At 52.0% G+C, this 15,185-nt stretch carries 14 protein-coding genes; 5 read left to right on the forward strand and 9 right to left on the reverse strand.

Going from position 1 to position 15,185, the window contains the following annotated elements; all coding sequences use genetic code 11:
• Positions 1–62: 62 nt before the first annotated feature.
• The 3 genes from recX to pncC all read right to left on the reverse strand — a co-directional run bounded on the left by recX (position 63) and on the right by pncC (position 2,269).
• On the reverse strand, positions 63–551 hold the full coding sequence (gene recX / locus CPA59_RS17300; RefSeq protein ID WP_049854419.1) for a recombination regulator RecX: 489 nt from the start codon (positions 549–551) through the stop codon (positions 63–65).
• Positions 552–594: 43 nt separating this feature from the next.
• Positions 595–1,671, reverse strand: a complete 1,077-nt coding sequence (gene recA, locus CPA59_RS17305; RefSeq protein WP_038919954.1) for a recombinase RecA — start codon at positions 1,669–1,671, stop codon at positions 595–597.
• Positions 1,672–1,780: 109 nt separating this feature from the next.
• Complete coding sequence (gene pncC, locus CPA59_RS17310) at positions 1,781–2,269, reverse strand: nicotinamide-nucleotide amidase (protein ID WP_038919955.1); 489 nt, start codon at positions 2,267–2,269, stop codon at positions 1,781–1,783.
• A 1,797-nt stretch (positions 2,270–4,066) separates the two neighbouring features.
• Here pncC and CPA59_RS17315 point away from each other — a divergent pair.
• On the forward strand, positions 4,067–4,576 hold the full coding sequence (locus tag CPA59_RS17315; protein WP_107760201.1) for an SRPBCC family protein: 510 nt from the start codon (positions 4,067–4,069) through the stop codon (positions 4,574–4,576).
• An 82-nt stretch (positions 4,577–4,658) separates the two neighbouring features.
• On the opposite strand, the gene cybB is transcribed toward CPA59_RS17315, so the two are convergent.
• From cybB to CPA59_RS17330, 3 genes are all read right to left on the reverse strand, one after another.
• Entirely contained in the window at positions 4,659–5,192 is a 534-nt protein-coding gene (gene cybB / locus CPA59_RS17320; RefSeq protein ID WP_049854417.1) for a cytochrome b561, read from the reverse strand.
• A 385-nt stretch (positions 5,193–5,577) separates the two neighbouring features.
• Positions 5,578–6,207, reverse strand: coding sequence for a LysE family translocator (locus tag CPA59_RS17325; RefSeq protein WP_038921090.1), 630 nt, complete (start codon positions 6,205–6,207; stop codon positions 5,578–5,580).
• A gap of 107 nt (positions 6,208–6,314) precedes the next feature.
• Complete coding sequence (locus CPA59_RS17330; protein ID WP_038666480.1) at positions 6,315–6,968, reverse strand: hypothetical protein; 654 nt, start codon at positions 6,966–6,968, stop codon at positions 6,315–6,317.
• Positions 6,969–7,316: 348 nt separating this feature from the next.
• Here CPA59_RS17330 and CPA59_RS17335 point away from each other — a divergent pair, with 348 nt between their 5' ends.
• From CPA59_RS17335 to CPA59_RS17350, 4 genes are all read left to right on the forward strand, one after another.
• Entirely contained in the window at positions 7,317–8,090 is a 774-nt protein-coding gene (locus CPA59_RS17335; protein ID WP_038666476.1) for a (S)-acetoin forming diacetyl reductase, read from the forward strand.
• Between the two features lie 379 nt (positions 8,091–8,469).
• A complete protein-coding gene (locus CPA59_RS17340; RefSeq protein WP_197724572.1) occupies positions 8,470–8,967 on the forward strand; it encodes a MarR family winged helix-turn-helix transcriptional regulator in 498 nt (165 codons plus the stop codon).
• A 514-nt stretch (positions 8,968–9,481) separates the two neighbouring features.
• Positions 9,482–10,957 carry a catalase KatB gene (katB, locus tag CPA59_RS17345; protein ID WP_369831438.1) on the forward strand — a complete coding sequence of 492 codons (1,476 nt, stop codon included), beginning with the start codon at positions 9,482–9,484 and terminating at the stop codon, positions 10,955–10,957.
• A gap of 60 nt (positions 10,958–11,017) precedes the next feature.
• Entirely contained in the window at positions 11,018–11,611 is a 594-nt protein-coding gene (locus CPA59_RS17350; protein ID WP_107760205.1) for an ankyrin repeat domain-containing protein, read from the forward strand.
• A gap of 87 nt (positions 11,612–11,698) precedes the next feature.
• Here the strand turns inward: CPA59_RS17350 and mgtS are convergent, their stop codons facing one another.
• From mgtS to CPA59_RS17360, 3 genes are all read right to left on the reverse strand, one after another.
• The gene (mgtS, locus tag CPA59_RS22930; protein ID WP_022634566.1) at positions 11,699–11,794 is read right to left on the reverse strand and encodes a protein MgtS; all 96 of its coding nucleotides are present in this window, start codon (positions 11,792–11,794) and stop codon (positions 11,699–11,701) included.
• 714 nt (positions 11,795–12,508) lie between these two features.
• Positions 12,509–14,677: a discoidin domain-containing protein gene (locus tag CPA59_RS17355; protein WP_107760207.1), complete on the reverse strand. Its 2,169-nt coding sequence runs from the start codon at positions 14,675–14,677 to the stop codon at positions 12,509–12,511.
• 104 nt (positions 14,678–14,781) lie between these two features.
• Complete coding sequence (locus CPA59_RS17360) at positions 14,782–15,129, reverse strand: DUF3168 domain-containing protein (RefSeq protein ID WP_107760209.1); 348 nt, start codon at positions 15,127–15,129, stop codon at positions 14,782–14,784.
• Positions 15,130–15,185 lie beyond the last annotated feature (56 nt).

The raw sequence follows: 15,185 nt of genomic DNA on the forward strand, positions 1-15,185 counted from the left end.
GCGAACAAAAAAGTGGGAATAAGATAAATTTTCTTAGGGGGGAAGTAAAATCCCGTATGCGTTCAATCGGAAAAATTCATATATACCGACTGAATTTCGTCGTGGGAAAAACCGCGGTAAAGCAAGTAACGCTGAACTTTGGCACGTTCCTGCCAGTTCATTGGCAACGGTGAGCCGAATTTACGGATCGCCACTGCTTCCGCCTGTAGATACCAGTCAATGTTGCAAGATTGTAACGCCATGCGCTGGGTAGGCTTATCGATGCCCCGCTGGCTGAGCTCGGCACAAATACGCTGAGTACCGTACCCTTTACGACAGCGACTACTAATATAACGCAGGGCATAGCGTGCATCATCCAACCAGCCCTGTTGCCGACAACTGTCCACCGCCTGCTCGATTTGGGTATTGAGCTCGGACAACACAGAGCAGTCGTCTGCATTGTCGCATTCGCGGTTTGTCTGCAAATACGCCGCAATTTTGCGGCGCAATTCCATCTCGCTATGATCTCGCACAGCCAGCACATTCATCGCATAACGGAATACTTTCGACATACCTGTCATCCCGAGAATGTGCTGCTCATGCTACGACGTTTCATTAAAAATCGTCGTTGAGTTCGCCAGCGGCTTCTGCATCGTACTCGGCGCTTTCACCGCTAACACTCGGCACGGCTTCATTATCCTTGTGCAGCAACATTTCGCGCAGTTTCTTGTCGAGTTCAGCGGAGATAGCCGGATTTTCCTTCAGGAAATTGCAAGCGTTAGCCTTGCCTTGACCGATTTTGTCGCCGTTGTAACTGTACCAGGCGCCTGCTTTCTCAATCAGTTTGTATTTCACGCCCAGATCAACCAGCTCACCGTAGGTGTTGATCCCTTCGCCATACAGAATCTGGAATTCGGCCTGTTTGAACGGTGCGGCAACCTTGTTCTTCACAACTTTGACGCGGGTTTCGCTCCCAACAACTTCTTCGCCTTCTTTAATCGAGCCGATGCGGCGGATATCCAGGCGGACGGAAGCATAGAATTTCAGCGCGTTACCACCGGTCGTGGTTTCCGGGTTACCGAACATGACGCCAATCTTCATACGAATCTGGTTGATAAAAATCAGCAGCGTATTGGATTGTTTCAGGTTACCGGCCAGTTTGCGCATGGCCTGGCTCATCATGCGCGCCGCCAGTCCCATATGCGAATCACCGATTTCCCCTTCAATCTCTGCTTTCGGCGTCAACGCCGCCACGGAGTCAACGATAATCACGTCCACCGCACCGGAGCGAGCCAGCGCATCACAGATCTCCAGCGCCTGCTCACCGGTGTCCGGCTGGGAACACAGCAGATTATCGATATCAACGCCCAGTTTCTTTGCGTAGATCGGGTCCAGCGCGTGCTCAGCATCGATGAACGCACAGGTTTTGCCTCCGCGCTGTGCGGCCGCAATAACCTGCAGCGTCAGCGTGGTTTTACCGGAGGATTCCGGACCGTAGATTTCGACAATACGCCCCATCGGCAAACCACCGACACCCAGTGCGATATCGAGCGACAGGGAGCCCGTGGAGATCGTTTCAACATCCATTGAGCGATCTTCGCCCAAACGCATGATAGAACCTTTACCGAATTGCTTTTCGATCTGGCCCAGCGCCGCCGCCAGTGCCTTTTGTTTGTTCTCATCAATAGCCATTTCTGCTCCTGTCGCGCAGCCTGCCGCTGCCTCTACGCTGTTGCTTATTCATGATTCACCGAACCGATGGCCGCATTATACTGTATACTCATACAGCATCAAGCCTATTTTATAAAAATCTCTCCAGCAGCGTCTGCAGGGCAAACGCCACCGCCTGCAAACGAACATCATGGCGATCGCCGTCAAACTGCATTCTTTGGGCCACGCTGTTGCCGTTTTTATCGCTAAAACCAAACCATACGGTGCCCACCGGTTTGTCTGGCGTTCCACCGTCCGGCCCGGCAATACCGCTGATCGATACGGCGATATCCGCACCGGAGCGGCTCAGCGCCCCTGTCGCCATTTCGTTCACGACGTCGCGGCTAACCGCGCCAAACTGCGTCAGTGTATTTTCCTGCACGCCGATCAGCGCCTGCTTGGCCTGATTGCTGTAAGTTACAAAGCCGTAGTCAAACCATGCCGAACTACCGGGCACATCCGTAATCGCCTTGGCCAGCCATCCGCCGGTACAGGACTCGGCACAGGTCATTTTCGCCTGACGCGCCTTCAGACGTTCTCCCACCAGCGCGCTCAGTCGCAAGATTTCAGTTTCTGTCATCGCAGCACCCTGTTTTATCCATTGCGGCTCAATAGTAATGAACACATTCTCCCTCAGGGTAGCACTTTTCCTCGTGCAGCCCCGTTGCTTAACAGGAATGCGAGACGGCACGCAACATAGCGCGGCCCTTTGTCTTATTATTGTCAACCAGCCTATATATGATTGACACACAATAATAACGGCGATAGCGTTTTTACGACATGCATGCCCCGCCTCGGGGCTTTTTTTATTGGCGTAACAAGACACGGCCGATGAATCCCGGCAGACGTGGTTTCTGGACCTGAAATAATGCTGGCCTGCCGGTTGACAGGCCAGTTGGGTAGGAAACCCAAGAAAGGCGTGGCGCCGTGTTGCGAAATACCACTGGCTACATGGTGGATTAACACATCAGGCGAATCGACTTCACGACATACCTGTTATCTTTCAAGCTGCTGACGCATTGGCTGCTTCGTTTCCCCGTCACTGTTTGCCAAGCGACTGAGGGTTCAGTTGTTCGCCTGCGTCCTGCAAACTCGAAATTCCCTGGGTATAAAAGCCTTGTTATCGGTGTTTCATCCCTGGCGGGTCATTAGCGCGACACTCTCCCATTTAGTTTTCGCATCTTGTTCTGCTTTAAGTGCGTTTTGCAATGATATCTTATTTTCTGGAGTGCTCTTTTTCTCTTTTATTTATCGGCGGGGAAATCAATAACCTTATCCCATAAAGAAAATATTTTTTATTTTACGATATGATTATCCCCTGCTGAACTATTGTCATGTTGGAATACGGCGACAGCTGACAGACATAAAAAAAAGCCCACCAAAAGGTGGGCAAAGCTATTGGGTTTTTCAACAGCAAAGATTTGGTAGTACTGGCACGACAGTTATCCACTGTCTGAAAATAAATTTACCAGCCATTCCTTAAAATAACCTTAGTTTTATCTCACCACTCATAATATTGATAAAAAAATCCACCATAAAAATCAAAATAAACCACTGTACTAAAAGCAAAAAAAAGCCCACCAAAAGGTGGGCGAAAATGACACTATTCTCTGGCATGAAGCATCCTGAAGACACAGGTTGGCAGCGTTCCGCTGCCTGATAAGAATTCTATGATATGAATATTAAGCCAACATTAGGAAAAAAGAAAAAAAACAACTTTTAACGTAGCCGTTCACTAAAAATAAAAAAAGACAAAAAAACAAAGCCCACCGAGAGGTGGGCGAATACTATCTAATAATTATAAAAAAACCTGGTGTTGTGGCGCGGTAAAATCATTACCTGCTGATAAAATTACACCAGAGAGATTAAACCAACCTTAAAAAAACAATTTATCTCATTTATTTTCGTGACCATCACAGCAGAAAAAAACAGAAAACCCAACACACAAAAATAATCCCTATCGTCATTATCATCAGAAAACAAAAAGCCCATCAAAAGATGGGCCAAATAAAAATGAAAATCGAAAAAAAATTCCTTACTCTATAACATGGCACGGCAGTCAATTAACACTAAGTAAAAGTGTAACAGATATCCGCCAACCTGCTCTGGCAGCGGTCATTATTCTTCTGTTTTTGTGAGAATGCGCATCCTCCCCAACCCGATATCGGTAACGGCGGTCTGGCAATCAGCTAAAGCAGGCTTTTACTTCCTGTAGGTTTGCAGGTTTCCCCAGGCATCACGTACACTCGCCAGAAGACACGACTACGTCCGGTAAAAGACAGGGTTCACTCGCCTATTTCGAGCGGTTATGACAATAAGCGCTTATAGCAATAGCAGAACAGAGTCTGTCTCAGGCAAATCAGGAGGGGAAGACAACGTGCCACCCACATTCTTACGTCGATCTGGCATAACGGATAATCACGCCGACCGACTCAGTAGTTCATTGGTCATTTGCCGCCCGGCGGATGTGCTGTTCGATTTGTGGCGCGATCCCAAAACGCTACCGGTGCTGATGAACCATGTCGCCCACATCGATATCATCAACCGCACGGATTCTCTGTGGCGGATGAAAGCGCCGCTCGGCCAGTATATCGAATGGCAGGCGCGTATCGTGGATGAACAACACGGCCAGTTTATTCACTGGCGCTCGCTGCCGGGCGCCAGAATCCCGAATGAAGGACGTCTCTCGTTTCGTCCCGCTCCGCACAGTGACGGCACCGAAGTAACCCTCAGCATTCGTTTCGATCCTCCAGGCGGTTTTTTGGGACGCACCCTCAGCCAGGTGTTTCAACTGCTGCCTAAAGAGATGTTGCACAAAACGCTGTTACGCTTCAAACAGATGGCGGAACAGCCTGGCTCCGGCGCCATGCCGCCTGATGGGCATTAAGCCCCACATTTATTATCCAGACATTCATAAAAAAACAGACGGCGGGAAAACCCGCCGTCTGTCGTATTAACAACCCTCGGTATTATTTCTTGTCGGGCATCATCCGCAGCAGCGTATCGTCGCGTACCACATAGTGATGATACAGGGCGGCTACCGCATGGAGCCCCACCAGGAAATACCCGGCGTTGGCAATCAGTTCGTGAATGTTCAGCAATGTCTGTTTGATATCTTCATCCGATTCGGCAGCGAACGGCATCGCAATACCGAACACCGACCAGTCGGCGCCGCGATAGTACATGCCCAGCACGCCCAGCACCGGCAACGCCAGAAACATCAGATAAATAAAACCATGCACGGAATGGGACGCAATCACCAGTAGCCGCCCCGGCTGTGGGGTGATAGGCGGAGTAGGATAACGAAAGCGTTGCACAACCCGCAGGATCATCAGCACCCACACGGACACGCCGCAGCTGTAATGAATAGTCGACATCAGCGCTCGCGCACTACTCCCGCGCGGAGCGAAACCACGCAGCTCCATAGCGGCATAAGTGACGATCACCAGCAGCAATACCAGCCAGTGCAACACAATCTGAGATGAATGATACTTGGTCTTCATGGAATTCCTTCTCTGTATGAGCATACAATCTGTGTGAATATAAAACGCATACAGCCTAGCTTCACTCTATTAAGCTAGCATTAGTTTTTGACTGACAGCAGCGAAACGTTCTTTTGGACAAAAAAATCCCGCCTTAATGGGAAGGCGGGAAAATGACTACTCTCTGACAGGGATGAATAACACAACATCAACAAGGGTTGAGACAAACATTACCAGTTGCAGTGTATAGAACTGTCATCTGTCGGTAAGGTTGGTTGGCAGGATGTAAGTCGAATTTGACAGGGATAACATTGTCGAACGGGGGCTATCGGATAGGGAAAGAAACGGCAAAAAGCGCGCCCGTGCATACAGAGAGGGCGGTCAGCGCTGACCGCCATCGCACCGATCAGCGCCGGCTATCCACCAGCATTCTTACCGCCAGCCCGGCCAACACCGTTCCCATCAGCCAGCGCTGCACGCGTTGCCACAACGGGCGCTCCGCCAGAAAGGCGGCGATATACCCCGCCGCCATCACCAGCGACGCATTGACCGTCATGCTGATAGCTATCTGGGTGATGCCCAGCGTCAGCGACTGCCCCAGTACGCTCCCCTGCTCCGGGCGAATAAATTGCGGCAGCAGCGAAAGATAAAGTATTGCTGCTTTAGGATTCAGCAGGTTAGTGACAAGCCCCATGACAAACAGGCGGCGATTGCTGTCCGGCTTCAGTTCGCGCAGTTGAAAAGGCGATGCGCCGCCGCGCACAGCCTGCCAGGCCAGCCACAACAAATAACACGCGCCGGCGATTCGCAGCACATCGTAGGCCAGCGGTACGGCCATCATGATAGCGGTAATACCGAGCGCCGCAGCGCTCATATAAATCAAGAACCCCAACGCAACGCCAGACAGCGACACCAGACCAGCTCGCCGCCCCTGACAGACGGTACGCGAGAGCAGGTAAATCATATTCGGACCGGGCGTCAACACCAGCCCTAACGCAATGGCGGCAAACGGTAACAACTGGGACGAACTGACCATCATCAAACCTCGGCAAACAGCAGACAGTCCTCAGATGTAACTGTTTTTGGAGGCCGCCTCAATCTCATTTCGTGCCGGCCGCCATCACGCCCCACCGGCGCCGCCGATTACTCTTCCGGCGGATAGCGGTAATCCCAGCGGAAAAAACCGTGATCCTGAAATGAGCCAGACAGTAACGACTGCTTTCGTGTTTTGACATAGTTTGGCGGCGGACAGGTAACATTGCACATCCAGTAACCGGGAAACCAGCTTCCCATGCCGGGCAGCCGCGCTATTTTGGCATCGAGCGGGTTAAGCTCCGGTAACGAATAATAAACGAACTCGCCGATAGAGTGCTCCACCCACTCCTCGGCAACCCCCAATTCCGATAACGGGTTGGGATGCAGCGGCGAACGAGCCAGATCGACAAACTCCTTAACATGGTTCATCGACCAGCCGCAAAACTCCAGCGAGCGCTGCCGCTCCGCCATTTCGTACAGCCGATCTACCGAGATTGCCGGCAGCGGGTCAGGCTGTTCGGGAAAAAATTCATTGTGTTTTTGCAGACACAGCAACAGATAAGATGCCACCAGCGCCCCCAACTGGTGGATGACCAGCGCCGGATGCTCGCCTGCGCCGCCACCGATAATCAGATTGTCTGGCGTACAGGAAAAGTCATCCGCGCCCCAGGGCGAATCCGTCACCTCTTCAAGCGGATGATAGATTGGCAATCCGTTAAGGAAACCAACCAGTTCGTGTTTGATGGTATCGATGTAGCTCATGGTTACCGGCTTTTAAACAGTCATCAAGACAGATATCGGCGGGACATGACCCGGATGATGTTCTTCGCAGGGTACACTGTGTGCTCCGCCTTCTCCAGACCAATCTTTTCCAGACCACGCTTTACCGCGCGAGACAAATCGTTCCTTCAGCTTCTGGCTCATCGCTCAGAATAAAGCTGCATAAAGACCAACAGGTAATAGTGGTAATTAACAGGTTTATTTTCAAATAAAAAAAGTTAATCCATTAAAATGATAGTTTTCGATATTTACTATAAGTTTTCATTCCTGTTATCGCGCGCTAGCCTGCCTGCAGTGGCTATTCTTTCATTCACAACACAGGAAAAGACCATGAAACAGAAGGTAGCATTGGTCACTGGCGCAGGCCAGGGAATCGGTAAGGCCATCGCTCTTCGTCTGGCGAAAGACGGTTTTGCCGTAGCGGTCGTGGACTACAACAGCGATACCGCAGGTCAGGTGGCGCAGGAAATCAGACACCACGGCGGTAACGCCATCGCGCTTACCGCGGATGTCTCAAACCGCGATCAGGTGTTCGATGCGGTACGCACCGCGCACAAACAACTGGGCGGTTTCCACGTCATCGTCAATAACGCCGGTATCGCCCCCACCACACTGATTGAAGATATCACGCCGGAAATCGTCGATAAGGTTTACAACATCAACGTAAAAGGCGTTATCTGGGGAATCCAGGCCGCGGTGGAAGCCTTCAAGGCTCAGGGTCAGGGCGGTAAGATCATCAATGCCGCGTCTCAGGCCGGTCACGTCGGCAACCCGGAACTGGCGGTTTACAGCTCCAGCAAATTCGCCGTGCGCGGCCTGACCCAGACCGCCGCCCGCGATTTGGCGCCGCTAGGCATTACCGTCAACGCCTATTGCCCCGGCATCGTCAAAACCCCGATGTGGGAAGAGATTGACCGCCAGATTTCCGAAGCCGCCGGCAAACCGCTCGGCTACGGTACGGCGGAATTCGCCAAACGCATCACGCTGGGCCGGCTGTCCGAACCGGAAGACGTCGCCGCCTGCGTTTCCTACCTCGCCGGCCCGGATTCCGACTACATGACCGGTCAGGCCCTGCTGATCGACGGCGGTATGGTATTCAACTGATACCGTATTCAGTTGATATGTTATTCAACTGAATCTGCACGATTGCGCGACCTTGCATATCTGCATGTCGCGCCCTCTTACATCCTCACGCGTCTTAACGTGCGCTGAGGATGTTTCCTGTCTGAATCCTGTTCCGATACACAGAAGAAAAATTAACCAGAGTTGTGTTATGGTGGCAACCCGGTTGGCAGGCTATGACCAGAGCGTCGCCTCATGCTGGCAACGTCGTGCACGACGCCACATGTATCTATGCCCCTGAATATCCAGATCACCCCGAATAAGAACGCATGGCATCGTGCGCACAGGGACATTGATGTAGGCTGACGGTCGCCGTCATACCGTCTCCATCATGCAGCCGCCGTCATACAAAGGAGTCAGGATGATGCAAGACGATGAAATCAACACCGACGATTTGTGGGAACGCCCCGGTTTCCTTATTCGTCGCCTAAACCAGATTCACCATACGGTATTCTTTGAAGCGCTCAGGGGCGACATCACCCCGCTGCAATACGGCCTGCTGACGGTAGTCGGCGCCCGCGGCGGCCTGGACCAGACCACGCTCGGCGCCGAGCTGGGGACCGACCGCACCACGCTGGCCGGCACGATTGAACAGTTGGAGCTCAAGGGTTATGTCCGGCGCGAAATCCACTATTCCGATCGCCGTCGCAAAACGGTGGAAATCACGCTCAGGGGTAAAAAAATTCTGAACAAAACCGCCGCCGACATGCATCAGGCGCAGATGAAATTACTGGCGCCGTTACCGCCGGCGTCAAGAAAGACCTTTATTCAGATGATGAAAACGTTGGTTGAAGGCAACAACCATCGTGGCAGCGTGCCGATCAAGCGCTTCAGTTCGCAAACAGAATCGTTCGACTGAACCACCGTACCGGAAAGCCCGTTTCCAGCAGCACCGCGGGCTTTCCGGTATGACGCTTTACTCACCTCCTTCATCCCCATGCGCAATTCCCTTTTCCTGCGTTGTCCGTGGTTGTCTTCACCGTTTTTCCTATTCCCTATTCAGGGCATGCCTATTAATTCGATAGAAACAACTGCCGTTATCCGTTGTGTCAAAAACGGTAAAGTACCTGCTGTTGCTGTGGGCCTTTGCGACTCTCCAGTAACACCGGTGGCAACCACGCCGCCGCCCATAAGCGAAAAACCGTTGCCGGTCATGACGACAGGTAAACCACATTCACCACTTTGTTTCCGCGTTCCTGATGGTGAATTTTCTCTGCTTATAGCTTCAAGCAGTGCAATGGACTCACAGCAATAACCAAACCCTATTGTTGATAATAATCATACGGAAGATGAGGAAAGTTATGAGCAATCACACCGCCACACATCGTGTCCCCAGCTGGAAAAAGCCGCTGGTGATCGTGTCTTCACTGTTAATGACCTATCCGGCGATGGCCGATACCCTGACTCGTGACAACGGCGCGCCGGTCGGCGACAACCAGAACTCACAGGTCGCCGGCCCCAACGGTCCGGTTCTGTTGCAGGATGTTCAGCTGCTGCAAAAACTGCAACGTTTTGATCGTGAACGCATTCCGGAACGCGTGGTACACGCACGCGGCACCGGCGCACACGGGGAGTTCACCGCTACCGAAGATATTTCGGACCTGACCATCGCCGAGGTGTTCAAAAAAGGCAGCGAAACACCGGTATTCGTACGTTTCTCCAGCGTAGTACACGGCAACCATTCTCCGGAAACCCTGCGTGACCCGCGCGGCTTCGCCACCAAGTTCTATACCACGCAAGGCAACTGGGATCTGGTCGGCAATAACTTTCCCACCTTCTTCATCCGCGACGCCATCAAATTCCCGGACATGGTGCATGCGTTCAAACCCGACCCTCGCACCAATCAGGATAATGACGGACGCCGGTTCGATTTCTTCTCTCACGTTCCGGAATCCATCCGTACCCTGACCCTGCTCTACTCCAACGAAGGCACGCCGGCAAGCTATCGCAACATGGACGGCAACGGCGTCCATGCCTACAAGCTGGTTAACGCCAAAGGCGAAGTGCATTACGTCAAATTCCACTGGAAGACCCTGCAGGGCGTGAAAAATCTCGACCCGAAACAGGTGGAGGACGTTCAGGGTAAGGATTACAGCCACATGACCAACGATCTGGTGGCAGCCATCAACCGCGGCGATTATCCGAAATGGGATCTCTACATTCAGGTGCTGACGCCGGAAGATTTGGCTAAGTTTGATTTCAACCCGCTGGACGCCACCAAAATCTGGCCGGGCGTGCCCGAACGTAAAATCGGTCAGATGGTGCTGAACAAGAACCCGGACAACTTCTTCCAGGAAACCGAGCAGGTCGCCATGGCGCCCGCGAATCTGGTGCCGGGAATCGAACCGTCTGAAGACCGACTGCTGCAGGGCCGCCTGTTCTCCTATGCCGATACCCAGATGTACCGGCTGGGCGCTAACGGCCTGAGCCTGCCGATCAATGCCCCGCTGAAAAAAGCCAACAACATCAATCAGGATGGCAGCCTGAACAGCGGTCACACGCAAGATAAAGGGGTGAACTACCAGCCGAGCCGTCTGTATCCGCGTGAAGAACTGGCCTCCGCGCGCTATAGCCAGACGCCGCTCAACGGCACCACCCAGCAGCGCAAGATCCAGAAGGAGCAGAACTTCAAGCAGACCGGCGAACTGTATCGCTCCTACAGCAAGAAAGATCAGGACGATCTGGTGCAAAGCCTGGGTTCCGCGCTGGCGATGGCCGATACCGAAAGCAAAACCATCATGCTTTCCTATTTCTACAAGGCTGACGCGACCTACGGTACCCGTCTGACCAGCGTCGCCAAAGGCGACCTGAGCAAAGTGCAGTCACTGGCCAGCAAACTGGCTGACTAACTGAACGTCGCCGTCCGGACATCACATCCGGGCGGCGCCAACGACCAGGGAACCGTCATCATGAAACCATTTCGTCCCTTGCTCTGCCTGCTGGCGTTGACGCTGACAACGGCGCAGGCGCAGCAACCCGCGGCGCCGGTCACCCCACCGGTATCAGTCTCCAGCGCGCCCGCCGCGCCGTCGCTAAACGAGCGCCAGGTTCAGAATCAGCTTAATCAGTATTTGTGGGATGCCGCCCGCACTGGCAACGACGCCGTGATCCGGGAATTCATCAGCGCTGGTTATAACCTCAATACGCGTGATGAAAAGGGCTACAGCGCGGTCATTCTGGCTGCTTACCACGGCCATTACGACACGGTTTCGCTGCTGCTCGACCACGGCGCCGACCCTTGCCAGCAGGATAATCGCGGCAATACAGCCCTGATGGGCGCGGCGTTCAAAGGCGAGCTGAAAATTGCCCACCTGCTGCTGGCGGCCAAATGTAATCCGGATACCCGCAACAACGCCGGGCAGACCGCCGCAATGTATGCATCGTTATTTCAGCGTGCGGAAATTCTCAAGGCGTTACAGGAACAGGGCGCGGATATGAATGCCACCGACGCGATGGGCAATAGCGTGCAGGCGTTGGGAAAAGGGGAAGTAAAAGGGCAATAAGCGAAGTGCGTCACCTAAAATAGCACGCCCCGCATGAATCAATAACCTTCAGGCGGGGCGTGTGATATCAGGCTGGGTTAGCATTATTCAGTCATCCCATTTGGGGCTCAGAAAAGCGGCCAGAAATCCCGGAACAACGATAACGGCCAGTATCGCTAAATAAACAGTGACCTGTTCAATCATAACAACCTCCTACATCTGCATGTAAAACGACCTCATGGTTTAACTACGCTTTCACTCACTACACGATGATTTTATCGGCCGAAAGTTAAGCAAACATTAATATCTCGTTTATTGATAAAAAATCAGAGCAGGACGAAAAACGCCAAACAACAGGTCCTCACTCTCTTTTGCCAGCGTCATGTCGGACTCACCGCCGCCGACTCACCCAATAACTCTCACCGTAACCACTTATTTCAAAAGCAGTTATCAGTCATCCACCAGGCATTGCTCACGGATAAAACTATACGCCTAAATATATATTTAATTGTAATGCAGCTTATTGATAATAATAAAAACCTATATTTATTGTCAGCAACACCATTTATTGTCAGCAACACAATAAAACACAGAAAAAATGTAATGCTTTTTGAAAACGCTGACCGACAGCCTGTCATTACAAAAAATCGAATAAAAATACCAACCTTAAAAAAACAGTTATAAGCCAGGCTGACATACGACAGCACCTGTCACTTGAAGTATGACGGATATATAACCTGCCGCACCGCAATTGCAGGGAGAAGACCGGTGAAAATAAGGATTGCCGGATACAACAGCTACGCCCTGTGGTGATGTGCGGCGAAACCGCCCTGCCGCCATGAGAATGCGGGCAATGAAAACGCGGGCTGCTCTGACAGCCCGCGTGCGACAACCGGCGTCGACGAAAACGATACGCCGTTACGGTTGCTGATAGGCCAGCTTGTAGTTACCCACAGCGACGGTTTTGAACGTCACTTTGTCGGGATACCAGCGGATTTCCACTTCAGCCTCGGTCTGTTTCTTCCAGGCTGAAATGTTATTCACATTCAAGACCAGCGAATCAATCGCCACGCTATCCACTGATGGATCAGGCACATTCAGCGCCAGTGCAAACGCCAGATTATCCGGCGCGCCGTTGGTGGCGGGATACAGCAGAGCCCATTGTGCGGCCGTAATCTGATTCAGCACCGACGAAGACATCCCATTTGCAGCCAACTTACTTGCGCCAACCGCATCTGAAGACAATGCACCAACCGATACCCAGGCGCTACCGTTCCAGATCACCCAATCATTCAAATCACGTGAAACCGCAACGGACACCGCCCCTTTGCCTGATAAAACCGTCGACAGCTGTGCCGAATTGATGCTTTGCCAGGATGTACCGTTAATCAGCGATTGCGGCAAAATAATCTGCGGCGCCGGTGAAAACAGTACGTCCACGTCCCCGCCTTGTTCAGCCACTACACTAAGCGGAAGTTTACCAACCAGAGCGGTCGCACTGATTTTTCCTGAGTCGATAAAGCCCTGAGCAGTAATATCTCCAGCCTGAACCGGCGCATTTACCGCACTCAGCACGCCATTGACGCTGGTGTAGTAATCATTGCCTGCACGCAGCAACACCTTCTGAGTACGAATCATCAATCCCAGCTCGGTAATTGACACAAAGTTGGAACTGTTCACCGCAGTTACATTGACCCGAAACGTTTTATAGGTCGCCGGCGCAATGCTGAAAATTTTCTTTTCATTAGCGGTAAACGTCATGCCGCTACGGGAGTCCAGAGTTACCCAAGTGGCGCCATCATCGCTGCCCTGCAAGACCCAGTCTTTCGGAACACCACCCGCAGCAATATTCTGATGCGTAATAATAAAATACGAATCGATGGTTTTAGCGTCGCCGAACGCTACCGACAACCACTGCGGAGCAGCACCTTGCGATGACCATCGAGTGTTATCACCCGTCACATTACGGTCAAACGCCTTCCAACCGAACCAGTTGGGATCATTATTGAACACACTGCTTTGAGATACCGTCACACCCGACGCCGATGTATTGGATGTCAGCTTGGGCACCAGTAAAGTCGGCAGTAAATTGACTGACAACGCGCCAGCTTCCGTCGCCACCACACTGGAATACAGCGTCCCATCCTGAGCCAGTGAAAACTGGCCGCCAGTATAAGGTTTTACCGTCCCGTCCCAAACCAAAGATGCCGTTTGAGCATATTTGGATTTGCTGACAGCATCGAAAGATTCCAGCGTGACGGACTGGCTGGTCAGCCCGGTTTCTTCCTTCAGCGCATAGGCATCAAAGCCATAGTCCATCTGACCAGTAGCCGTAAAAGGAAACGAATGAATCTGGTTTGCTGTCGCACCAATACGGGTAACGACCGTGTAATGGCTGCCAGAGCCGGAACCGCCTGTCCCTGTAGCGCTGATAGTCAGGTGGTTGCTGCTGTTGTCATACGCCAGAGAAACGCCCTGACCAGCCGCCAGCGTACTCACCAACACTTTGCGCACCGCATCGGTAAAATCGGTAATTTGGGTGGCGGTATGGGTGTGATTGACCAGGTCCGACTGACGCACCACATCGCTCAGCCCCAGGTTCGCCACAAACTTCGCCTTATCCGGAATATCCGCGCCGTTCAGCGTTTTGTCCATCATCCGGCCGATCGCATCGGTCAGATCCGGCAGGGTTTTCACCACCACGCTCTGGCCGTTGCTGTCCGTCAGGGTCACCTGACCACGCTCGGTCAGCACCGTTTTCCATTGCGCCAGTTGCGCCTGATAACCGGCCAGCATCGCCGCAATCTGGGCCACATAAGCGGCGTGATCAAAGGTATCGCCGCTGCCGAATACCGGGATGGCATAACCCACGTGATTTTCGGTACAACCGATATATTCGCTGGCCAGCACCAGTTCGGTATCCGAAACCACCGACTCGATTTCATAAATCCGGATTTTGCAGTCGGCAAAGATCAGCAGCATGCCGCCCGCGGCCACGCCGTTATTTTTATCCGCCCAGGCGGTGTTATTTCCCAGTACCACTTTACTGCCGGAAAAAAGAGACAAGTTTCCCGTTTTATACCACATAAAGATTTCCTTTATTTTCAGAAAAAAAATAAAACAACTTTCACCATGAATTTTATTTCACAGAATATTCAGCAATAAAAAATCAAGTAAAAGGAGAATTAAACCTAACGGGAAATATTAACCTCCAGCGTCATACGAAACTGCTCGTACTCCACGTCAAAGTCGTTATATTCAACCGTTTTATGCGGTTTCAATACAGCCAGCGCCGTGCGTACCTGCTCACGCAAAGCGCGGGCCGCCGCTACGGTATGGGCATAGCAATCAACGCTGACGGTAATTTGCTGGTTCGCCAGTTGCTGCACGCTGTCATAATTATTTTCCTGACTCAGGGAAAAAAGAATGAATGCACATTGCTGCTGAGGCGAATGGTATGAACAACAAGGTACGGCATAGGAATAAACACGTCCATCAGCCAGTTTCCCCAGCAACGGATAAATATCTTCTTCAGTCATTTCTGTCAGCCTTATTTTAAAGTACGCCTATCGCAAACCTGTTTTTATCAGCAAAC

The sequence above is a fragment of the Dickeya sp. Secpp 1600 genome (assembly GCF_003049805.1).
GTDB classification, from domain to species: domain Bacteria; phylum Pseudomonadota; class Gammaproteobacteria; order Enterobacterales; family Enterobacteriaceae; genus Dickeya; species Dickeya fangzhongdai.

What these genes read in the sequence shown, in the direction of transcription:
- CPA59_RS17330 (WP_038666480.1), bottom strand. Translation starts at nt 6,968, where the DNA reads ATGAGCTACATCGATACCATCAAACACGAACTGGTTGGTTTCCTTAAC.
- pncC (WP_038919955.1), bottom strand. Translation starts at nt 2,269, where the DNA reads ATGACAGAAACTGAAATCTTGCGACTGAGCGCGCTGGTGGGAGAACGT.
- CPA59_RS17340 (WP_197724572.1), top strand. Translation starts at nt 8,470, where the DNA reads ATGATGCAAGACGATGAAATCAACACCGACGATTTGTGGGAACGCCCC.
- CPA59_RS17335 (WP_038666476.1), top strand. Translation starts at nt 7,317, where the DNA reads ATGAAACAGAAGGTAGCATTGGTCACTGGCGCAGGCCAGGGAATCGGT.
- recA (WP_038919954.1), bottom strand. Translation starts at nt 1,671, where the DNA reads ATGGCTATTGATGAGAACAAACAAAAGGCACTGGCGGCGGCGCTGGGC.
- CPA59_RS17350 (WP_107760205.1), top strand. Translation starts at nt 11,018, where the DNA reads ATGAAACCATTTCGTCCCTTGCTCTGCCTGCTGGCGTTGACGCTGACA.
- katB (WP_369831438.1), top strand. Translation starts at nt 9,482, where the DNA reads ATGACCTATCCGGCGATGGCCGATACCCTGACTCGTGACAACGGCGCG.
- recX (WP_049854419.1), bottom strand. Translation starts at nt 551, where the DNA reads ATGTCGAAAGTATTCCGTTATGCGATGAATGTGCTGGCTGTGCGAGAT.
- mgtS (WP_022634566.1), bottom strand. Translation starts at nt 11,794, where the DNA reads ATGATTGAACAGGTCACTGTTTATTTAGCGATACTGGCCGTTATCGTT.
- cybB (WP_049854417.1), bottom strand. Translation starts at nt 5,192, where the DNA reads ATGAAGACCAAGTATCATTCATCTCAGATTGTGTTGCACTGGCTGGTA.
- CPA59_RS17355 (WP_107760207.1), bottom strand. Translation starts at nt 14,677, where the DNA reads ATGTGGTATAAAACGGGAAACTTGTCTCTTTTTTCCGGCAGTAAAGTG.
- CPA59_RS17360 (WP_107760209.1), bottom strand. Translation starts at nt 15,129, where the DNA reads ATGACTGAAGAAGATATTTATCCGTTGCTGGGGAAACTGGCTGATGGA.
- CPA59_RS17325 (WP_038921090.1), bottom strand. Translation starts at nt 6,207, where the DNA reads ATGGTCAGTTCGTCCCAGTTGTTACCGTTTGCCGCCATTGCGTTAGGG.